We start from the raw sequence: 20,298 nt of genomic DNA, 5'->3' as shown, positions 1-20,298 counted from the left end.
CAAATCCTCACTGAACCGCGCCTGCTGGCGTGTTCAACAACACAAGCGCAGCAGTCACCAGCAAATTGATCAGGGTCAGCGGCAGGCAGAATTTCCAGCTGAAGTCCATCACCTGGTCATAACGCGGACGCGGGATGGAAGCGCGCAGCAGGATGAACAGCATGATGAAGAACGCGGTCTTCAGGGCGAACCAGACGAAGGACAGTTGCGGCAGGATGCCGAACGGACCGTGCCAGCCACCGAAGAACAGGGTGACCAGCAGTGCCGAGATCAGGATGATGCCGATGTACTCGCCAACGAAGAACATGCCCCATTTCATGCCGGCGTATTCAATGTGGTAACCGTCGGCCAGTTCCTGTTCCGCTTCCGGCTGGTCGAACGGGTGACGGTGAGTCACGGCCACGCCAGCGATGAAGAAGGTACAGAAGCCGAAGAACTGCGGAATGATGAACCACAGGTTCTGCGCCTGGTAGTCGACGATGTCGCGCATGTTGAACGAACCGACCTGGGCCACGATGCCCATCAGCGCCAGGCCCATGAACACTTCATAGGACACGGTCTGGGCCGAGGCGCGCAGGCTGCCGAGCAGGGCGAACTTGTTGTTGCTCGACCAGCCGGCGAACAGCACCGCGTAGACCGACAGGCCGGCCATGGCGAAGAAGAACAGCAGGCCGATGTTCAGGTCCGCCACGCCCCAGGTCGGGGTGATCGGGATGATCGCGAAAGCGATCAGCAAGGCGCTCATGGCCACGACCGGTGCCAGGGTGAAGATCACCTTGTCGGCAAACGGCGGGGTCCAGTCTTCCTTGAAGAACATCTTCAGCATGTCGGCGGCGATCTGGAACATGCCGAACGGGCCAACGCGGTTCGGACCGTAACGGTCCTGCCACCAGCCCAGCAGGCGACGTTCGACAAAGCTGAGCAAGGCACCTGCGACCACCACGGCCAGCATGATGACCAGGGCTTTGACGACCGCCAGGATCACGTCGATCACTTCGGGGGTGAACCAGGTCATTGCGCTGCCTCCTGCAGACCGTCAACGGATTTGCCAAAGAACGCCGGTGGAATGCCCGCCAGGCCTGCCGGCAGGGCCACCAGGCCAGCGCCCAGCTCTTCGTTGATGCGCAGCGGCAGACGCAGGGTCTGGCCCGCCACGCTCACGGCGAGCAGCGCGCCATCGTTGACGCCCAGGCGGTCGGCTTCGGACTTGGCCAGGGAGACGTAGGCGGCCGGGATGCGTTCCTGGACCGGAGCGGCTTTCGAAGAGTTCTCCTCGCTGCCGAACAGGTGGTAGAACGGCACCGCCTGCCAGGTGCCCTGGGCAGGAGAGAAGGCGCGCGGCACGTTGGCGAACCAGCCGAGGCTGTCGCCCTGGCTTTCGATCAGGCGGGTGCCCGGATCGCCGGCACGCAGATGACCACCGACTTCGTCCTGGAACTTGTTCCAGGCTTGCGGCGAGTTCCAGCCCGGCGACCAGGCGAACGGCACCTGGGAGCGCGGTTCCACGGAGCCCGAGTAACCTTCCATGGAGAAGGAAAACGCGGTGTCCTGGTCCTGCGGGGTACGTGGCTCGTGCACGCTGATATCGGCGCGCATGGCGGTACGGCCGCTGTAACGCAGCGGTTCGCGAGCCAGCTTCAGGCCCTTGATGCGGAACGACGCCGATGGCGCGGCATCGACGATGTGCGCCAGTTGCGGGTTGCTCTGGGCGCAGGCGGCGGTCACGTGGTCCAGCTGGGTCCAGTCCACCGGCTTGTTCAGCAGGGTAGAGCGCAGGGCATGCAGCCAGCGCCAGCCTTCGTGAACCAGGATGCTGGCATCCATATAGGTTGGATCGAACACCTGGAAGAAGCGCTGGGCACGGCCTTCCTGGCTGACCAGGGTGCCGTCGCCCTCGGCGAAGCTGGCCGCTGGCAGGACCAGGTGCGCGCGATCGCTGGTGGCGGTCTTCTGGTGGTCGGCGACGATCAGCACTTTCGCGGCGTTTAGCGCGGCATCGACCTTGGCAGCGTCGGTGCGGGTGTACAGATCGTTTTCCAGCACGACCAGGGCGTCGGCCTTACCGTCGATCACCGCTTGCAGCGCGGCGTCCACCGATTCGCCACCGAGCATGGCCAGGCCGAGGCTGTTGGCCTCGGGCACGATCAGGCTGATGGAACCGTTCTTCTCGCGCAGCTTGAGGGCCTTGGCAATGTTCGCCGCGGCTTCGATCAGCGCCTTGGAACCCAGGGAGGTGCCGGCGATGATCAGTGGGCGCTTGGCGGCGAGGAGGGCGTCGGCGATGCGCTTGGCCAGCTCAAAGGCTTCGCTGTCCAGACCTTCGACGGCCGGGGCGCTGGCATCCAGGGCGTGGGCCACGGCAAAACCGATGCGCGCCAGGTCGTCGGGAGCGGCGTGTACACACTCTTCGGCGACGTCGTCGAGCTTGGTTTCAGCAATGCTTGCAATGAACAGCGGGTTCAGCGCGTGCTGGCCGATGTTTTTCACCGCGGCGTCGAGCCATGGCTGGACGCGCATGGCGTCGGCCATCTCTTCGGCCTTGCCCTTGACCGACTGGCGCAGGGCCAGGGCCATGCGGGCGGCGGTCTGGGTCAGGTCCTCGCCGAGGACGAACACCGCATCGTGGTCTTCGATGTCGCGCATGGTCGGCACAGGCAGCGGGCTGTTTCTCAGCACTTGCAGGACCAGGCGGATGCGCTCCAGTTCGGCGGCTTCGATACCGCTGTAGAAGTGCTCGGCGCCTACCAGTTCACGCAGGGCGTAGTTGCTTTCCAGGCTGGCGCGAGGCGAACCGATACCGACAATATTGCGCCCGCGCAGCAGGTCGGCGGCCTTGTCCAGCGCCTGGTCCAGGTTCAGCTTGGTACCGTCGTTCAGCAGCGGCTGGCGTGGACGGTCTTCGCGGTTGACGTAGCCGTAGCCGAAACGGCCACGGTCGCACAGGAAGTACTGATTCACCGAACCGTTGTAGCGGTTCTCGATGCGCCGCAGTTCGCCGTAGCGCTCGCCCGGGGAAATGTTGCAACCGCTGGAGCAGCCATGGCAGATGCTCGGCGAGAACTGCATGTCCCATTTGCGGTTGTAGCGCTCGGAGTGAGTCTTGTCGGTGAACACACCGGTCGGGCAGACCTCGGTGAGGTTGCCGGAGAACTCGCTTTCCAGGGTGCCGTCTTCAACACGACCGAAGTACACGTTGTCGTGGGCGCCGAACACACCGAGGTCGGTGCCGCCGGCATAGTCCTTGTAGAAACGCACGCAACGGTAGCAGGCGATGCAGCGGTTCATCTCGTGGGCGATGAACGGGCCGAGTTCCTGGTTCTGGTGGGTACGCTTGGTGAAGCGATAACGGCGCTCGTTGTGGCCGGTCATCACGGTCATGTCTTGCAGGTGGCAGTGACCGCCTTCCTCGCAGACCGGGCAGTCGTGCGGGTGGTTGGTCATCAGCCATTCGACGACACTGGCGCGGAAGGCCTTGGATTCTTCATCGTCGATGGAGATCCAGGTGTTGTCGGTGGCGGGAGTCATGCAGGACATGACGATGCGACCACGGGTGTCGTTCTCGTCGGTGTACTGCTTGACCGCGCACTGGCGACAGGCACCGACGCTACCGAGAGCGGGGTGCCAGCAGAAATAAGGGATGTCGAGGCCTAGTGACAGACATGCCTGTAACAGGTTGTCCGCCCCATCGACTTCGAGCGCTTTGCCGTCTACGTGGATAGTGGCCATGGTTCAAAGTTCTTCGTTGGCCCGGTGTCAGCGGGCGTGGCTAATGGAATCTTGGTGCTCGCCTGGCGCGTCGCGGCGTCTTCAGGCGATACGAGGGCGGCACGGACCACCCTCGTTCGATACGTTTACGCGCCGACTACGATCGGCCGGGCCAGGGGCGGGACGGCGGCAGCACTGGTGGCTGCGATGCCGGCCTCGAACTCTGGACGGAAATACTTGATGGCACTGCCCAATGGCTCCACGGCGCCTGGTGCGTGAGCACAGAAGGTCTTGCCTGGGCCGAGGAAACCGACCAGACCCAGTAGGGTCTCGATATCGCCGGCTTGCCCTTCGCCTTTCTCGAGGGCGCGCAGCAGCTTGACGCTCCACGGCAGGCCATCGCGGCAAGGGGTGCAGAAGCCGCAGGATTCGCGGGCAAAGAACTCTTCCATGTTGCGCAGCAGCGACACCATGTTGATGCTGTCGTCGACCGCCATCGCCAGGCCGGTACCCATGCGGGTGCCTACCTTGGCGATGCCGCCGGCGTACATTTGCGCATCCAGGTGTTCAGGCAACAGGAAACCGGTACCGGCGCCGCCGGGCTGCCAGCACTTGAGCTTGAAACCGTCGCGCATGCCACCGGCGTAGTCTTCGAACAGCTCGCGCGCGGTCACGCCGAACGGCAGCTCCCACAGGCCAGGGTTCTTCACTTTGCCGGAGAAGCCCATCAGCTTGGTGCCGTGGTCTTCACTGCCTTCGCGAGCGAGGGATTTGTACCACTCCACGCCGTCGCCGATGATCGCCGGCACGTTGCACAGGGTCTCGACGTTGTTCACGCAGGTCGGCTTGCCCCACACGCCGACGGCGGCAGGGAAGGGCGGTTTGGAGCGCGGATTGGCACGGCGGCCTTCGAGGGAGTTGATCAGTGCGGTTTCTTCACCGCAGATGTAACGCCCGGCGCCGGTGTGGACGAACAGCTCGAAGTCGAAGCCCGAGCCCAGGATGTTCTTGCCCAGCAGGCCTGCGGCCTTGGCTTCTTCCACGGCACGGTTGAGGTGCTTGGCGGCGGTGGTGTACTCGCCCCGCAGGAAGATGTAGCCGCGGTAGGTTTTCAGCGCGCGGGCACTGATCAGCATGCCTTCGATCAGCAGATGGGGCAGTTGCTCCATCAGCATGCGGTCTTTCCAGGTGTTGGGTTCCATTTCATCCGCGTTGCACAGCAGGTAGCGGATGTTCATGGATTCGTCTTTGGGCATCAGGCCCCACTTCACACCAGTGGGGAAGCCCGCGCCGCCGCGGCCCTTGAGGCCGGCGTCCTTGACGGTCTGGACGATGTCGTCCTGGGACAGGTCGGCGAAGGCCTTGCGCGCAGCGGCGTAGCCGTTCTTGGCCTGGTACTCGTCGAGCCATACCGGCTCGCCGTCGTCGCGCAGGCGCCAGGTCAGCGGATGAGTTTCCGGGCTGCGCTGGATGCGGTTGGCAGGGCCGAAGGATGTCAGGGTCATACGTAGCCCTCCAACAGTTTGGCCACGCCAGCAGGTTGCACGTCGCCGAAAGTGTCGTCGTCGATCATCAGCGCCGGGGCCTTGTCGCAGTTGCCCAGGCAGCATACCGGCAGCAGGGTGAAGCGGCCGTCGGCGGTGGTCTGGCCGAGGCCGATGCCCAGCTCGCTCTGGATTTGGCTGACCACGGACTCGTGGCCGCCGATGTAGCAAACCATGCTGTCGCAGACACGGATGATGTGACGGCCGACCGGCTGACGGAAGATCTGGCTGTAGAACGTCGCAACGCCTTCTACGTCGCTGGCCGGGATGCCGAGGATCTCGCCGATGGCGTAGAGCGCGCCATCAGGCACCCAGCCACGTTCCTTCTGGACGATCTTCAGGGCTTCGATAGACGCCGCGCGCGGGTCTTCGTAGTGATGCAGCTCGTGCTCGATGGCCGAGCGCTCGGTTTCGCTCAGGGCGAAACGGTCTGTCTGGATAAGCGTGCTGTTCATGCTTAGCGGTCCACGTCGGCCATAACGAAGTCGATACTACCCAGGTACGCGATCAAGTCCGCGACCATGCTGCCGCGGATCACCGAAGGGATCTGCTGCAGGTGGGCGAAGCTCGGGGTGCGAATCCGGGTGCGGTAGCTCATGGTGCCGCCATCGCTCGTCAGGTAATAACTGTTGATGCCCTTGGTCGCTTCGATCATCTGGAAGGACTCGTTGGCCGGCATGACCGGGCCCCACGAAACCTGCAGGAAGTGCGTGATCAGGGTCTCGATGTGCTGCAGCGTGCGCTCTTTCGGCGGCGGCGTGGTCAGCGGGTGGTCCGCCTTGTACGGGCCTTCCGGCATGTTGCGCAGGCACTGGTCGATGATCTTGATGCTCTGGCGCATCTCTTCGACGCGGACCATGCAGCGGTCGTAGGCATCGCCGTTGGCCGCCAGCGGTACTTCGAATTCGAAGTTCTCGTAGCCGGAGTAGGGGCGCGCTTTACGCAGGTCGAAATCGCAACCGGTGGAACGCAGGCCGGCACCGGTGACGCCCCATTCCAGGGCTTCCTTGGTGTTGTAGGCGGCGACGCCGATGGTACGACCCTTGAGGATGCTGTTCTGCAGGGCGGCCTTGGTGTATTCGTCGAGGCGCTTGGGCAGCCAGTCGACGAAGTCTTTCACCAGTTTTTCCCAGCCGCGCGGCAGGTCGTGGGCGACGCCGCCGATGCGGTACCAGGCCGGGTGCAGGCGGAAACCGGTGATCGCTTCGATCACGGTGTAGGCGCGCTGACGGTCGGTGAAGGTGAAGAACACCGGGGTCATGGCGCCGACGTCCTGGATGTAGGTGCCCAGGAACAGCAGGTGGCTGGTGATCCGGAAGAACTCGGCCATCATGATGCGGATGACGTCGACCTTCTCCGGCACCTTGATCCCGGCCAGTTTCTCGACCGAGAGCACGTACGGCAGGTTGTTCATCACGCCGCCGAGGTAGTCGATACGGTCGGTGTACGGGATGAAGCTGTGCCAGGACTGACGCTCGGCCATCTTCTCAGCGCCACGGTGGTGGTAGCCGATGTCCGGTACGCAGTCGACGATCTCTTCGCCGTCCAGCTGCAGGATGATGCGGAAGGCACCGTGGGCCGAAGGGTGGTTCGGGCCCAGGTTGAGGAACATGTAGTCCTCGTTGGCGCCGGAACGCTTCATGCCCCAGTCTTCCGGCTTGAAGCGCGCGGCTTCTTCTTCCAGTTGTTGCTTGGCCAGGGTCAGGCTGAACGGATCGAACTCGGTGGCGCGCGCCGGGAAGTCCTTGCGCAGCGGGTGACCTTCCCAGGTCGGCGGCATCATGATGCGCGACAGGTGAGGGTGGCCGGCGAAGTCGATGCCGAACATGTCCCAGACTTCACGCTCGTACCAGTTGGCGTTCGGCCAGATACCGGTCACGGTCGGCAAGCTGAGGTCGCTCTCGGACAAGGCGACCTTGATCATTACGTCACTATTACGCTCGATCGACAGCAGGTGGTAGAACACGCTGAAGTCGGCGCCTGGCAGCCCTTGACGCTTGGTGCGCAGACGCTCGTCCACGCCATGCAGGTCATAGAGCATGACGTACGGCTTGGGCAGGTTGCGCAGGAAGGTCAGGACTTCGACGAGTTTGGCGCGGGTAACCCACAGCACCGGCATGCCGGTGCGGGTGGCCTGGGCGGTGAACGCCTCAGGGCCAAAGCGGTTATTGAGTTCGACGACCACATCCTGGTCGTCTGCCTTATAAGGCGGGATGTACAGAGCACTGCCTGTAGTCATGGTTTTTTATCGCTTTCGGTCAACGTAAAGAATGAAGCCAGTTTTTCGTTCTTTGTAAGAAGCGTTCTGGAATCAGACTTCGTCGGGGCTGCGCAGGTTGGTTACCTGAATACGCTGTTCGCGGCGCTGTTCCTTTTGCGACGGCATTTCGGCGCGATACACGCCTTGGTCACCGACGACCCAGGAAAGTGGGCGACGCTCCTGGCCAATCGACTCCTGCAAGAGCATCAGGCCTTGCAGAAAAGCTTCAGGGCGGGGCGGGCAGCCAGGCACGTAGACGTCCACGGGCAGGAACTTGTCCACCCCTTGAACGACGGAATAGATGTCGTACATGCCACCGGAGTTGGCGCACGAACCCATGGAGATGACCCACTTCGGCTCGAGCATTTGCTCGTAGAGACGCTGAATGATCGGCGCCATCTTGATGAAGCAGGTTCCAGCAATAACCATGAAATCCGCCTGGCGCGGTGATGCCCGGATAACTTCGGCGCCGAAGCGCGCGATGTCATGGGGCGCCGTGAAGGCGGTGGTCATTTCCACGTAGCAGCAGGACAGGCCGAAGTTGTACGGCCACAGGGAGTTCTTACGCCCCCAGTTGACCGCGCCGCTCAGCACGTCTTCCAGCTTGCCCATGAAGATGTTTTTGTGGACTTGATCTTCTAACGGATCGGAAACGGTTTCCCGTTCGCCGATCGGATACTGCTCGTTAGGAGCATCGGGGTCGATCCTGGTGAGATTGTATTGCATCGCCAAAGCCTCATTGTTTTAGCTTCGCCTGCCGCTTACGGCGACCTTCCGGAGCCCAATCAAGAGCCCCCACCCGCCAAAGGTAGACAAGACCTGCCAACAGAATTGCTATGAAAACGAGAGCTTCGACGAATCCGGTCCAGCCGCTTTCGCGGACGGACACAGACCAGGCAAAGAGAAAGAGGGCTTCGATATCGAAGATCACGAAGAGCATCGCGACCAGATAGAATTTGGCTGAGAGCCGCAAGCGGGCGCCACCGGTAGGTAGCATGCCGGACTCGAACGGTTCGTTTTTGCTGCGGCCCCAGGCTTTTGACCCGAGGAGGCTGGAGACGCCGAGCATGAAGGCGCAGAGGCCGCCTACACCCAGAAGGAAAATGGCAAAGCCCCAGTTGTGGGCCATGAGTCCTGTCGCTTCGGGCATGCTGGTAATCCTTAACAGAGAGCAAAGGTCTCTGAGCTTGATAAAGAAATAAAGCAGTGACGATATGTCGCAGTGCAATCAATCGCCGTGATTTTATGGCTAAACACCGGGCAAGTAAATTTTCATGGCGAAATTATTTAGCGGAATAAGGACATAGCTCCCCTTGCAAGCCCCGTAAGCCACGGCCTGTGGGCATTAGCGGGTGTTTTGTTAATTATGTTTTGTCCTCGCTGTAACGAACATTACTGCCTCTAAATGATAATCAATATTATTTAGCGCTGCTTTTAAACAATGGTTCCCATGAAGAGCCGCTAAGTTGTCTTTTATATGCTCGTTACTGCAAGTTGCGAGCGAGCCCCTTTTACCCGCTTTTTTCTCCACGCATACCGCTCTGGATCAATGTTTTGCCTGATTGGCAGGGTGTCCGGGCCGATGTCGTCGCGAGCAGGCTCGTTGTTGTCGCAGCTTGGGGGTTGCCGGTGATGCCTGCAAAAGCTGCAGGCAAAAAAACGCCCCGAACCAGTCGGGGCGTCAGATGTGCAGCACTGCAGTTAGCTTTTACCGGGTCTGCAATGGCCGTTTTTCAGCGCGAAGTCGAATCAGTGGAACTGTTCTTCTTCGGTGGAGCCGGTCAGTGCGGTTACCGAAGACGAGCCGCCCTGGATTACGGTGGTCATGTCGTCGAAGTAGCCGGTGCCCACTTCCTGCTGGTGAGCCACGAAGGTGTAACCCTTGGCGGCGTCGGCGAATTCCTGCTCCTGCAGCTTCACGTAGGCGGTCATGTCGTTGCGGGCGTAGTCGTGCGCCAGGTTGAACATGCTGTGCCACATGTTGTGAATGCCGGCCAGGGTGATGAACTGGTGCTTGTAGCCCATGGCGGACAGTTCGCGCTGGAACTTGGCGATGGTCGCGTCGTCCAGGTTCTTCTTCCAGTTGAAGGAAGGCGAGCAGTTGTACGACAGGATCTGATCCGGGTATTCCTTCTTGATCGCTTCGGCGAAGCGGCGGGCTTCGTCCAGGTCCGGCTTGGCGGTTTCGCACCAGATCAGGTCGGCATACGGCGCGTAGGCCAGGCCGCGAGCGATGGCCTGGTCGAGGCCGGCGCGCACTTTATAGAAGCCTTCCTGGGTGCGGGTGCCGGTCACGAACGGCTGGTCGTACGGGTCGCAGTCGGAGGTCAGCAGGTCGGCGGCGTTAGCGTCGGTGCGGGCCAGGATGATGGTCGGTACGCCGGCAACGTCGGCCGCCAGACGGGCAGCGGTCAGCTTCTGCACGGCTTCCTGGGTCGGAACCAGTACCTTGCCGCCCATGTGGCCGCATTTCTTCACGGAAGCCAGCTGGTCTTCGAAGTGAACGCCAGCGGCGCCTGCTTCGATCATGCTTTTCATCAGCTCGTAGGCGTTCAGCACGCCGCCGAAACCGGCTTCGGCGTCAGCCACGATCGGTGCGAAGTAGTCGATATAGCCTTCGTCGCCCGGGTTCTTGCCGGACTTCCACTGGATCTGGTCGGCGCGACGGAACGAGTTGTTGATGCGCTTGACCACGGTTGGCACGGAGTCCACCGGGTACAGCGACTGGTCCGGGTACATCGATTCGGCGGAGTTGTTGTCCGCGGCAACCTGCCAGCCCGACAGGTAGATCGCCTGGATGCCGGCTTTGACTTGCTGTACAGCCTGGCCGCCGGTCAGGGCGCCCATGCAGTTGACGAAATCTTTCTCAGGACGGAAGGACGGTTTGGCACCCTGGGTCACCAGGTTCCAGAGCTTCTCGGCGCCCATGCGTGCCAGGGTGTGCTCAGGTTGAACCGAGCCACGCAGACGGACAACGTCGGCAGCGGAATAAGTGCGAGTCACGCCTTTCCAGCGCGGGTTTTCAGCCCAGTCTTTTTCAAGGGCTGCAATTTGCTGTTCGCGTGTCAGTGCCATGGAGATAAACCTCGTCGCGTCTTGTGTGAAAAGTCGTTCTTGGGCGGAAAATTCCGACTCGCCAGATACGCAGGTCAAAGGGTGCGTAGTTGGCTGCTCGCTGACCAGAAGCTTAGGCGGTCAAGTCGGGTATGACGCGATGGCGACGGTTGAACGATGGGCTCAAGGGGAAAGTGAGCAGGTGAGGGCCAGCTGTCGGGCGCATTCGGGCGTCGTGGGCCTTCATACGAACCATCAGTGTGTTGCCGATCTACCTAATTAGCTTCCGTCCCTCGGGACAACCTCGTTCCAGTCGCAATCTCGTCAAACACACCTTGTGGGCGGTACAGACACGAATCGGCTCAGGTGGGTAGGTTAGAGCTGCGATCCGAAGGCCCTTGCCAGGGCCCCTGATTAGCGGGAGCGAGGCCATCATGCCTTCGGTTTTTTGCCTCGTCAAACGTTTTGTAGTGCTTTTTTTTCACCACTACATCTTTGGTCTAATACGACTAATCAGTCAGTTTCCGGTGCTTTAGTCCAAGGCGTCGACTTTCACTCGCAAGGTCATGTCATCCCGGCCCTGAGTCGAGTAGCTGCGGGTTGTAGCCTGTTTGTCGGCCTGGTTCTGGCGATTGACGCCGGCCAGGGTGATCCACTCGCCAAGACGGCCGCTGACAGTTGTGTCGGTACTTTGCACATTCACTACATCGGGACGTTCCTGGCTCATGCGGTCACGGTTGGTACTGATGCTCAGGTGGACGGTTTCGCCGGTGACGCTGGCCGTGACGTAGAAACCCTGGGTGACGTTGCGATACTGGGTCTGGTTCTGCAGGCGGCCGTAAGGATCGGTCTGGGTGGTGGTCAGCGGCACGCTCTGGCCGACCTGGATCAGGGCCGGTATGCCTTCGCTGGCCTGGATCTGCTGGATGCCGCCATCGCGGCTGACGGTGCTGCGGCTGATGATGCGGGTTTGCGGCGCGCCGTTGAGCGAATAACCCTGGTTGTTCTGGGTGTTGTTTTCGTTGGTGTCGACCGTGATCAGCAGGCGTTTGGCGGCGGTATCCAGTTGCGCGATGAAGGCGCGCAGTTCCTCGATCTTCTCAGGTTCCGCATTGACGATCAGCTGGTTGCCGTAGGCGCTGACCTGGCCTTCCTTGCCGAGGAAGTTCTGTGCGACGGGCAGCAGGTCGGCGCTGGTGCGGTTGTTCAGGGGCACGATCTCGGTCGCGGCCGAGACTGAAAAGCTTGCAGTCAGCAGCAGCGTCGTGAGCAGGGTGCGTAGGGACATGTCCGTTATCTCCGCTAGGGGTGGAAGCCTTGAGTTTGACAGTTTGTCGGCCCGCGGTGGGGCAAGTTGAATCGCCGATGGCAAAACGCCCCAGCCTCCCTGGAGCCAGCTTAGCTTGCTGGATCCGGGGAGGCCGGGGCGTTTTGTGACGCTTGGCAGGGCATCGTCAGCAGGTTCGCTGCTGCGCGGGGCTTGTCAGGCGTTGCCGCGAACCATGTCGACGTGAGGAATGCCCGCTTCCAGGAACTCCTCGCTGACGATGCTGAAACCCAGGCGCTCATAGAAGGCGGTAGCCTGGACCTGGGCGCTGAGCATCAGCTGCTTGAGGCCACGTTTCTCGGCTTCGCCGATCACTGCCTGCATCAGCGCATCGCCGACCTTCAGGCCGCGCCAGTCCTTGAGCACCGATACCCGGCCGATCTGCCCATCGGGCAGCAGGCGTGCGGTGCCGATCGGAAAGTCGCCTTCGAGCGCGAGGAAATGCACCGCGCTGTCGTCGTCGGCGTCCCACTCCAGTTCAGGGGGGACGGATTGCTCGATGATGAACACCGCTTCACGAATGCGCCGGATCTCGGCGTTATCCTTTTGCCAGTCTGCGACACGTACGCGAATCTTATTCATCGGCAAATCCCAGGCTTCCTTGCTTGACCAGTTCGCACAGCAGGCTGCGTCCATCGTCGTCCGCCAGCCATGGGCCAAGGTTGTCGAGGTGCAGCGCGTCGGCGGCGCAAATCATCTTCAGCAGTTCGCGCAGCTTGCCCGGCAGGTAGCGGCTCTGGCCGCTGGCGAACAGCAGCAGGTCGTCGTCGACTTCGGACCAGGCCAGGCGCGCGCTCGGGTTGCGGATCAGGATGGCGCCCTGCTCGAGGCTGCCGAGCAGGTCTTCTTCTTCCAGCTCGGGGCCGACCACCAGTTCCGGGTAGCGCGGCTCGGTCATGAACTGGCCGAACCAGGTCAGCAGCATGCGCTCGTCGCTCATGTGCTCGGCCAGCAGGCCCTTGAGGCGATCGAGGGCGTCGTGCTGGATCTGGTGCGGGTCGCTGACAGGTTGCACGTCGGCGTCGGTATAACGCTCTTCATCCGGCAGGTACTGGCTGAGGAAGTCGGTGAAGTGGGTCAGCACTTCGGCGGCGCTCGGCGCGCGGAAGCCCACCGAGTAGGTCATGCAGTCGTTCACCGCGACGCCGTAGTGGGCCAGGCGCGGTGGCAGGTAGAGCATGTCGCCGGGTTCCAGGACCCAGCTTTCGGTTTCTTCGAACTCGGCGAGGATGCGCAGGTCCGCGTGCTGCAGCAGCGGGCTTTCGGCGTCGCACATCTGGCCGATCTTCCAGTTGCGCTTGCCGTGGCCTTGCAGCAGGAACACATCGTAGTTATCGAAGTGCGGGCCGACGTTACCACCGGGAGCGGCGAAGCTGATCATCACATCGTCGATGCGCCAGCTCGGCAGGAAACGGAAATGCTCCAGCAGTTCGGCGACTTCCGGCACGAACTGGTCGACGGCCTGGACCAGCAGGGTCCAGTCACGCTCCGGCAGCTTGCTGAACTCGTCTTCGGCGAACGGGCCGCGGCGCAGTTCCCAGGGGCGTTCGCCATGCTCGATGACCAGGCGCGATTCGACCTCTTCTTCCAGCGCCAGGCCGGCCAGTTCGTCGGCGTCGATCGGGCTTTCGAAGTCGGGCAGGGCCTGACGGATCAGCAGGGGCTTTTTCTGCCAGTAGTCACGCAGGAATTCCCGTGCGCTGATGCCGCCCAGAAGTTGAAGAGGAATATCAGGATTCATGTGTAACCTATTGAAAAAATGCACTTTTCATACGGGAATAAAAACGCCCGGCGCTGCCGGGCGTCAAAGGTCTTGCCATCGATCAGATGCGTTTGGCTTGCGCCGCGGCATTGCCGATGTAGCTGGCCGGGGTGAGCTTTTTCAGCTCGGCCTTGGCGGCTTCAGGCATTTCCAACGCGTCGATGAAGGTCTGCAGTGCTTCAGGGCTGATGCCCTTGCCGCGCGTCAGTTCCTTGAGTTTTTCGTACGGGTTTTCGATGTTGTAGCGGCGCATCACGGTCTGGATCGGCTCGGCCAGGACTTCCCAGCAGGCATCCAGGTCTTCGGCGATTTTCTGGGCGTTGAGCTCCAGCTTGCTGATGCCTTTGAGGCTGGCCTCGTAAGCGATCACGCTGTGGGCGAAACCGACGCCCAGGTTACGCAGGACGGTGGAGTCGGTCAGGTCGCGCTGCCAGCGGGAGATCGGCAGTTTGCTCGCCAGGTGCTGGAACAGCGCGTTGGCGATACCCAGGTTGCCTTCGGAGTTTTCGAAGTCGATCGGGTTGACCTTGTGCGGCATGGTCGAGGAACCGATTTCGCCGGCGATGGTGCGCTGCTTGAAGTAGCCCAGGGAGATGTAACCCCAGATATCGCGATCGAAGTCGATCAGGATGGTGTTGAAGCGCGCGATGGCGTCGAACAGCTCGGCGATGTAGTCGTGCGGCTCGATCTGCGTGGTGTACGGGTTGAAGCTCAGGCCCAGCTCGTCTTCGATGAAGGCGCGGGCGTTGGCTTCCCAGTCGATTTCCGGGTAGGCCGACAGGTGTGCGTTGTAGTTGCCCACGGCACCGTTGATCTTGCCCAGCAGTGGCACGGCGGCGACCTGAGCGATCTGGCGCTCCAGGCGGTACACCACGTTCGCCAGTTCCTTGCCCAGGGTGGTCGGCGAGGCCGGCTGGCCGTGGGTACGCGACAGCATCGGCACGTCGGCGAAGCGCAGGGCCAGTTCGCGGATGGCCCCGGCGGTCTGGCGCATCAGCGGCAGCATCACTTCGTCGCGGCCTTCGCGCAGCATCAGGGCGTGGGACAGGTTGTTGATGTCCTCGCTGGTGCAGGCGAAGTGGATGAATTCGCTGACGTTGGCCAGTTCAGGCAGCTTGGCGGCCTGTTCCTTGAGCAGGTACTCGATGGCCTTGACGTCGTGGTTGGTAGTGCGTTCGATCTCTTTGACACGCTCGGCGTGCTCCAGAGAGAAGTTTTCCGCCAGGGTGTTCAGCACGGCGTTGGCTTCGGCGGAGAACGCCGGCACTTCGCTGATGGCGGAATGGGCGGCCAGGCGCTGGAGCCAGCGCACCTCGACCAGGACGCGAGCACGGATCAGGCCGTATTCGCTGAAAATGGGGCGCAGGGCCTGGGTTTTGCCGGCGTAGCGGCCGTCAACAGGGGAAACCGCAGTGAGCGAAGAGAGCTGCATGGGGTGTTCTCGGACAGTCGGGCAACGAAATGGGGCGCGTATCATACATGAAAATATCCGCCGGTCCGTTGCCAACTGACCAGCGTCTTACGCGTTACTGACTACAAAAGGTCTTGCGGGCGCAGTTCAGCTGCTGCGCATCAGCGGATAAAGCTCTTTGAGCAGTTTGCGGCGGCTGATCACCAGCTGCCAGCGATGGCCGCCCAGTTGGCGCCACAGCCGCGCCGAACGGATGCCGGCCAGCAGCAGGGCGCGGATCTTCGAGGCATTGCTCGGCTGCTGCAGGTTGCGCATGTCGCCATGCACCTGGATCCGCTGGCGCAAGGTGCTCAGGGTGTCCTGGTACAGCGAGCCGCAAGCGGCAACCACGTTTTCGTGGGCCGGGCCGAAATGTTCGACCTGGGACTGAATCTGCGGCAGGCGCTTGCCGATGATTTCCAGCAGGTCGTCGCGCTTGGCCAGCTGGCGCTCCAGGCCGAGCATCGACAGGGCGTAGCGCAATGGTTCGCGCTGCAGGGTGCTGGGGTCGCGTTCCAGGGCGCCGATCAGGGCGCGATAACCTTCACGCAGGTTGATGTCGTCGCCACCGTAGACTTCCAGGGTGTCTTTCGGGTCGCGGATCAGCAGGCTGCCAAGCATGCAGCTCAAGGCTGCTTCGGTGACCTGGCCGGTCTTGGCGATCTTGTCCACCAGCACGGCGGCGAGAAACACGCCGCCCAATGCCGTCAGTTGCTCCTGGGTCGGGCTCATGCCTTGCTGCTCCAGGGCTCTGCGACTTCGATCACGCCGCCGCCCAGACAGATTTCGCCGTCATAGAAGACTACGGATTGGCCGGGGGTGACCGCGCGTTGCGGGTCATCGAAGGTGGCGCGGTAGCCGCTGACGGTCTGTTCCAGGGTGCAAGGCTGGTCGCTCTGGCGGTAGCGCACTTTCGCGGTGAGGCGGCGCGGTTGGCTCAGGTCGATCGGGTTGACCCAATAGATGTCGGAGGCGAGCAGGGCGCGGGAGAACAACCACGGGTGATCGTTGCCCTGGCCAACGATCAGCTCGTTGTGTTCCAGGTCCTTGATCAGCACGTACCACGGCTCATCGCCGGCGTCCTTGAGGCCGCCGATGCCCAGGCCCTGGCGCTGGCCGATGGTGTGGTACATCAGGCCGTGGTGGCGGCCGATCACTTCACCTTCGGTGGTCTTGATCTCGCCGGGCTGGGCCGGCAGGTATTGCTTGAGGAAGTCGCTGAAACGCCGTTCACCAATAAAGCAGATACCGGTGGAGTCCTTCTTCTTGGCGGTGGCCAGGTCGTGTTTCTCGGCGATCGCGCGGACTTCGGGCTTTTCCAGCTCGCCGACCGGGAACAGGGTCTTGGCGATCTGTTCGCCGCCGACAGCATGCAGGAAGTAACTCTGGTCCTTGTTCGGATCCAGGCCCTTGAGCAGTTCGGTGCGCCCGTCGATGTCGCGGCGGCGCACATAGTGGCCTGTGGCGATCAGGTCGGCGCCAAGCATCATGGCGTAGTCGAGGAACGCCTTGAACTTGATTTCACGGTTGCACAGGATGTCCGGGTTCGGCGTGCGGCCGGCCTTGTATTCGGCCAGGAAGTGCTCGAACACGTTGTCCCAGTACTCGGCGGCGAAGTTGGCGGTGTGCAGCTTGATGCCGATCTTGTCGCACACGGCCTGGGCGTCCGCGAGGTCGTCCATGGCGGTGCAGTACTCGGTTCCGTCGTCTTCCTCCCAGTTCTTCATGAACAGGCCTTCCACCTGGTAACCCTGCTCCATCAGCAGGAGGGCGGAAACGGAAGAGTCCACGCCGCCGGACATGCCGACGATGACGCGCTTCTTTTGGGTGTCAGAAGGGGCTGGATCACGCATAGGAATTCAACGGGTGTCTTGAAAAAGGACGCGATTCTAACAGGCTGAGGCCTGCAAGGCTAAAACTGCGGTTAAAGCGACGGACGGATCAGCTCGAGGCTGTGCAGTTGGCCGGCCAGATAGTCGTCGACACAGCGGATAATCAGCTCGCTGCGCCATTGCGGGCGCAAGGCCAGCAGTTCGTCGCGGCTCAGCCAGCGCGGGCCGATGATGCCGTCGTCCAATTGATAGTCAGGGTGGTGCCTGAGCGGTTTGCCGGCAAAGCAGACGCGTTGGTAGGTCACGCCATTGCTGGGGGCGGTGTACAGGTAGATGCCGACCACGCCGGTCAGCTCGATGTCCCAGCCAGTTTCTTCCAGGGTTTCGCGAATGGCCGCCTGGAGCAGGCTTTCGTCCGGGTCCAGGTGCCCAGCGGGCTGGTTGAACACCGCCTGCTCGCCCTGGAACTCCTCGACGAACAGGAAGCGCCCCTGATCCTCAACGATGGTGGCGACGGTGATGTGGGGTTGCCATTCCATATACAAAGCTCTGTCTTGAGTGGGTGGTCATCATAAGGCGAACGCCAGTCCTATGGGTGTTGTCCAAAAAGCACAAACCCCGGCACCTGGCCGGGGTTTGTATGACAGCGGTGTTGCTTAAACCAGCGCAGCGATAGCCGCGTTGAGGGTGGTGCTTGGACGCATGGCCTTGCTCACCAGTTCAGGGTTGGCGCTGTAGTAGCCGCCGATGTCCACTGGCTTGCCTTGAACGCCGTTGAGTTCGGCGACGATGGTCGCTTCGTTCTCGGTCAGGGTCTTGGCCAGGGTGCTGAACTGCGCTTGCAGGGCGCTATCTTCAGTCTGGGCGGCCAGGGCCTGGGCCCAGTACAGCGCCAGGTAGAAGTGGCTGCCGCGGTTGTCGATGTTGCCGACTTTGCGCGATGGCGACTTGTTGTTGTCCAGGAACTGACCGGTTGCCTGGTCGAGGGTCTTGGCCAATACCAGCGCTTTCGGGTTGTTGTAAGTGTTGCCCAGGTGCTCCAGGGAAGCGGCCAGGGCCAGGAACTCACCCAGGGAATCCCAGCGCAGGAAGTTCTCTTCCAGCAGCTGTTGTACGTGCTTCGGAGCCGAACCGCCGGCGCCGGTTTCGAACAGGCCGCCACCGTTCATCAGCGGCACGATCGACAGCATCTTGGCGCTGGTGCCCAGTTCCATGATCGGGAACAGGTCGGTCAGGTAGTCGCGCAGCACGTTGCCGGTGACGGAGATGGTGTCCTTGCCTTCGCGGGTGCGGGCCAGGGTGAACTTCATGGCATCGACTGGCGACATCACGCGGATGTCCAGGCCGACGGTGTCGTGATCCTTCAGGTAAGCCTGAACCTTCTCGATCATCACGCCGTCGTGGGCGCGCATCGGGTCCAGCCAGAAAATCGCTGGCGTGCTGCTGGCGCGAGCGCGGTTGACGGCCAGTTTGACCCAGTCCTGGATCGGCGCGTCCTTGGTCTGGCACATGCGGAAGATGTCGCCGGCTTCGACGGTCTGTTCCAGCAGCAGGTTGCCCTTGCTGTCGGTGACGCGAACGACGCCGTCAGCCTTGATCTGGAAGGTCTTGTCGTGGGAGCCGTATTCTTCGGCTTTCTTCGCCATCAGGCCAACGTTCGGCACGCTGCCCATGGTGGTCGGGTCGAAGGCGCCATTGGCCTTGCAGTCTTCGATCACGGCCTGGTAGATGGTGGCGTAGCAGCGATCCGGAATCAGCGCCTTGGTGTCGTGCAACTGGCCGTCGGTGCCCCACATTTTGCCGGAGTCACGGATCATGGCTGGCATCGAGGCGTCGACGATCACGTCGCTCGGCACGTGCAGGTTGGTGATGCCTTTGTCGGAGTTGACCATGGCCAGGGCAGGGCGCACGGCGTAGACGGCCTGGATGTCGGCTTCGATCTGCGCTTGTTGCTCCGCGGGCAGGGCCTTGATGCGGGCGTACAGGTCGCCGATGCCGTTGTTCAGGTTGAAGCCGATCTGGCTCAGCACATCAGCGTGCTTGCTCAGGGCGTCCTGATAGAACTCGGCAACGATCTGGCCGAACATGATCGGGTCGGAAACCTTCATCATGGTGGCTTTCAGGTGCACCGACAGCAGTACGCCTTGCTTCTTGGCGTCTTCGATCTCGGCGGCAACGAAAGCCCGCAGGGCCTTCTTGCTCATGACTGCGCAATCGAGGATCTCGCCGGCTTGTACGGCGGTTTTTTCCTTCAGGACGGTAGTGCTACCGTCTTGAGCGATCAGCTCGATCTTCACAGTGTCCTGGGCGTCGATCAGGGCGGCTTTTTCGCTGCCGTAGAAATCGCCCTGGCTCATGTGAGCAACGTGGGACTTGGAGTCTTTGGCCCAGGCGCCCATTTTGTGCGGGTGCTTGCGCGCGTAGTTCTTGACCGACAGCGGAGCGCGGCGGTCGGAGTTGCCTTCACGCAGGACCGGGTTCACGGCGCTGCCCTTGACCTTGTCGTAGCGCGCCTTGGTGTCTTTGTCGGCGTCGCTGGTCACGGTTTCCGGGTAGTCCGGCAGGGCGTAGCCCTTGGCTTGCAGTTCTTTGATCGCGGCCTGAAGCTGCGGTGCCGAAGCACTGATGTTCGGCAGCTTGATGATGTTGGCTTCAGGCGTTACGGCCAGGTCGCCCAGCTCGGCCAGGTGGTCTGGTACGGCTTTGTCGCCCAGCAGCTCCGGGAAGCTGGCAAGAATACGCCCTGCGAGAGAGATGTCGCGGGTTTCCACGGCAATATCAGCGGAAGCGGTGAAGGCTTCGACGATAGGGAGCAGCGAGTAGGTGGCGAGGGCGGGGGCTTCGTCGGTGAAGGTATAGATGATCTTCGAGCGGGTGGGCATATTCGGATTAACTCTCTTCTTTGCTAAAGCGTGCGCAGAAACTCGAGGGGGCGCCGGGTAAGCGCGTTCGTTCAAAGTCATCCGTGAACCGAATGTCGAGGTTTCTTAGCGGTGATGTTGGGTGCATCAGTCGAGCGTCAAGCGGGTGGGCTGCGGTAACAACCCGGCTTTGGGCGGAAAGTCTCGGCTCCTTTTTTCCAGTAGCAGAGCGCTCAGCCGTCGTGACTCTGTGGTCAGCGGCGGCATTATACATAGGTAGCTGGCAAAACGCCGACGGTTCATATGCAACCGATCTCGTCCATTGGTCTAAAGGTCGCAGGCGGGGCGGCGGCGTAGAGTCCTGCGCAGTGCTCAAGTTTGGCGCTTTTCCCTTTGCTTTCAGGCTTGTAGGCCACGAACTGCGCAGCCTTCACGGCATATGAGCGGAACATGAGGTTCCCGTCCAGATTCAACTGGGGTACGCTCGAACGCAGCCAGATGTT

General features: G+C 61.8%; 16 protein-coding genes. All 16 read right to left on the bottom strand.

The features are described from left to right. Window positions 1-7: 7 nt before the first annotated feature. On the bottom strand, window positions 8-1,015 hold the full coding sequence (gene nuoH, locus AC3RCP_RS20675; RefSeq protein ID WP_007929607.1) for an NADH-quinone oxidoreductase subunit NuoH: 1,008 nt from the start codon (window positions 1,013-1,015) through the stop codon (window positions 8-10). Then, window positions 1,012-3,726 (bottom strand): NADH-quinone oxidoreductase subunit NuoG, encoded by a 2,715-nt coding sequence (gene nuoG / locus AC3RCP_RS20670; RefSeq protein WP_492570965.1) that lies wholly within the window; start codon window positions 3,724-3,726, stop codon window positions 1,012-1,014. Before nuoG ends, nuoH begins: the two co-directional genes overlap by 4 nt. Window positions 3,727-3,851: 125 nt before the next feature. After that, window positions 3,852-5,210, bottom strand: coding sequence for an NADH-quinone oxidoreductase subunit NuoF (gene nuoF / locus AC3RCP_RS20665; protein ID WP_009044590.1), 1,359 nt, complete (start codon window positions 5,208-5,210; stop codon window positions 3,852-3,854). Next, window positions 5,207-5,704, bottom strand: a complete 498-nt coding sequence (nuoE, locus tag AC3RCP_RS20660; protein WP_007929184.1) for an NADH-quinone oxidoreductase subunit NuoE — start codon at window positions 5,702-5,704, stop codon at window positions 5,207-5,209. The genes nuoF and nuoE overlap by 4 nt, the downstream gene beginning before the upstream one ends. Before the next feature lie 2 nt (window positions 5,705-5,706). Next, window positions 5,707-7,488 (bottom strand): NADH-quinone oxidoreductase subunit C/D, encoded by a 1,782-nt coding sequence (gene nuoC, locus AC3RCP_RS20655; RefSeq protein ID WP_007929185.1) that lies wholly within the window; start codon window positions 7,486-7,488, stop codon window positions 5,707-5,709. A gap of 72 nt (window positions 7,489-7,560) precedes the next feature. After that, a complete protein-coding gene (locus AC3RCP_RS20650) occupies window positions 7,561-8,235 on the bottom strand; it encodes a NuoB/complex I 20 kDa subunit family protein (protein WP_007929186.1) in 675 nt (224 codons plus the stop codon). A gap of 10 nt (window positions 8,236-8,245) precedes the next feature. After that, window positions 8,246-8,659, bottom strand: coding sequence for an NADH-quinone oxidoreductase subunit A (locus tag AC3RCP_RS20645; protein ID WP_007929187.1), 414 nt, complete (start codon window positions 8,657-8,659; stop codon window positions 8,246-8,248). A 599-nt stretch (window positions 8,660-9,258) separates the two neighbouring features. Beyond that, the gene (gene aceA, locus AC3RCP_RS20640) at window positions 9,259-10,584 is read right to left on the bottom strand and encodes an isocitrate lyase (protein WP_007929188.1); all 1,326 of its coding nucleotides are present in this window, start codon (window positions 10,582-10,584) and stop codon (window positions 9,259-9,261) included. A gap of 511 nt (window positions 10,585-11,095) precedes the next feature. Then, complete coding sequence (locus AC3RCP_RS20635; RefSeq protein ID WP_087091622.1) at window positions 11,096-11,851, bottom strand: secretin N-terminal domain-containing protein; 756 nt, start codon at window positions 11,849-11,851, stop codon at window positions 11,096-11,098. 195 nt (window positions 11,852-12,046) lie between these two features. Beyond that, entirely contained in the window at window positions 12,047-12,472 is a 426-nt protein-coding gene (locus tag AC3RCP_RS20630; RefSeq protein ID WP_007929190.1) for a GNAT family N-acetyltransferase, read from the bottom strand. Continuing rightward, window positions 12,465-13,631, bottom strand: a complete 1,167-nt coding sequence (locus AC3RCP_RS20625; RefSeq protein ID WP_007929191.1) for a ribosomal protein uL16 3-hydroxylase — start codon at window positions 13,629-13,631, stop codon at window positions 12,465-12,467. Before AC3RCP_RS20625 ends, AC3RCP_RS20630 begins: the two co-directional genes overlap by 8 nt. Before the next feature lie 82 nt (window positions 13,632-13,713). Beyond that, complete coding sequence (gene purB / locus AC3RCP_RS20620; protein ID WP_007929192.1) at window positions 13,714-15,084, bottom strand: adenylosuccinate lyase; 1,371 nt, start codon at window positions 15,082-15,084, stop codon at window positions 13,714-13,716. A 126-nt stretch (window positions 15,085-15,210) separates the two neighbouring features. Next, window positions 15,211-15,834 carry a high frequency lysogenization protein HflD gene (gene hflD / locus AC3RCP_RS20615; protein ID WP_007929193.1) on the bottom strand — a complete coding sequence of 208 codons (624 nt, stop codon included), beginning with the start codon at window positions 15,832-15,834 and terminating at the stop codon, window positions 15,211-15,213. Next, complete coding sequence (mnmA, locus tag AC3RCP_RS20610) at window positions 15,831-16,955, bottom strand: tRNA 2-thiouridine(34) synthase MnmA (RefSeq protein WP_007929194.1); 1,125 nt, start codon at window positions 16,953-16,955, stop codon at window positions 15,831-15,833. The genes hflD and mnmA overlap by 4 nt, the downstream gene beginning before the upstream one ends. Window positions 16,956-17,026: 71 nt before the next feature. Continuing rightward, the gene (locus tag AC3RCP_RS20605) at window positions 17,027-17,473 is read right to left on the bottom strand and encodes an NUDIX hydrolase (RefSeq protein WP_053261842.1); all 447 of its coding nucleotides are present in this window, start codon (window positions 17,471-17,473) and stop codon (window positions 17,027-17,029) included. Between the two features lie 117 nt (window positions 17,474-17,590). Beyond that, a complete protein-coding gene (locus AC3RCP_RS20600) occupies window positions 17,591-19,816 on the bottom strand; it encodes an NADP-dependent isocitrate dehydrogenase (RefSeq protein ID WP_492570966.1) in 2,226 nt (741 codons plus the stop codon). Window positions 19,817-20,298 lie beyond the last annotated feature (482 nt).

The sequence above is a fragment of the Pseudomonas sp. GW822-FHT05A08 genome (genome assembly GCF_058800485.1).
This window is presented reverse-complemented; position numbering and strand designations above follow the sequence as displayed.

Bases quoted from the DNA above. Each gene is read 5' to 3' on its own strand.
- AC3RCP_RS20625 (WP_007929191.1), bottom strand. From the start codon at position 13,631: ATGAATCCTGATATTCCTCTTCAACTTCTGGGCGGCATCAGCGCACGG.
- aceA (WP_007929188.1), bottom strand. From the start codon at position 10,584: ATGGCACTGACACGCGAACAGCAAATTGCAGCCCTTGAAAAAGACTGG.
- nuoH (WP_007929607.1), bottom strand. From the start codon at position 1,015: ATGACCTGGTTCACCCCCGAAGTGATCGACGTGATCCTGGCGGTCGTC.
- nuoC (WP_007929185.1), bottom strand. From the start codon at position 7,488: ATGACTACAGGCAGTGCTCTGTACATCCCGCCTTATAAGGCAGACGAC.
- AC3RCP_RS20635 (WP_087091622.1), bottom strand. From the start codon at position 11,851: ATGTCCCTACGCACCCTGCTCACGACGCTGCTGCTGACTGCAAGCTTT.
- AC3RCP_RS20605 (WP_053261842.1), bottom strand. From the start codon at position 17,473: ATGGAATGGCAACCCCACATCACCGTCGCCACCATCGTTGAGGATCAG.
- nuoF (WP_009044590.1), bottom strand. From the start codon at position 5,210: ATGACCCTGACATCCTTCGGCCCTGCCAACCGCATCCAGCGCAGCCCG.
- nuoE (WP_007929184.1), bottom strand. From the start codon at position 5,704: ATGAACAGCACGCTTATCCAGACAGACCGTTTCGCCCTGAGCGAAACC.
- AC3RCP_RS20650 (WP_007929186.1), bottom strand. From the start codon at position 8,235: ATGCAATACAATCTCACCAGGATCGACCCCGATGCTCCTAACGAGCAG.
- purB (WP_007929192.1), bottom strand. From the start codon at position 15,084: ATGCAGCTCTCTTCGCTCACTGCGGTTTCCCCTGTTGACGGCCGCTAC.
- AC3RCP_RS20645 (WP_007929187.1), bottom strand. From the start codon at position 8,659: ATGCCCGAAGCGACAGGACTCATGGCCCACAACTGGGGCTTTGCCATT.
- AC3RCP_RS20600 (WP_492570966.1), bottom strand. From the start codon at position 19,816: ATGCCCACCCGCTCGAAGATCATCTATACCTTCACCGACGAAGCCCCC.
- mnmA (WP_007929194.1), bottom strand. From the start codon at position 16,955: ATGCGTGATCCAGCCCCTTCTGACACCCAAAAGAAGCGCGTCATCGTC.
- hflD (WP_007929193.1), bottom strand. From the start codon at position 15,834: ATGAGCCCGACCCAGGAGCAACTGACGGCATTGGGCGGCGTGTTTCTC.
- nuoG (WP_492570965.1), bottom strand. From the start codon at position 3,726: ATGGCCACTATCCACGTAGACGGCAAAGCGCTCGAAGTCGATGGGGCG.
- AC3RCP_RS20630 (WP_007929190.1), bottom strand. From the start codon at position 12,472: ATGAATAAGATTCGCGTACGTGTCGCAGACTGGCAAAAGGATAACGCC.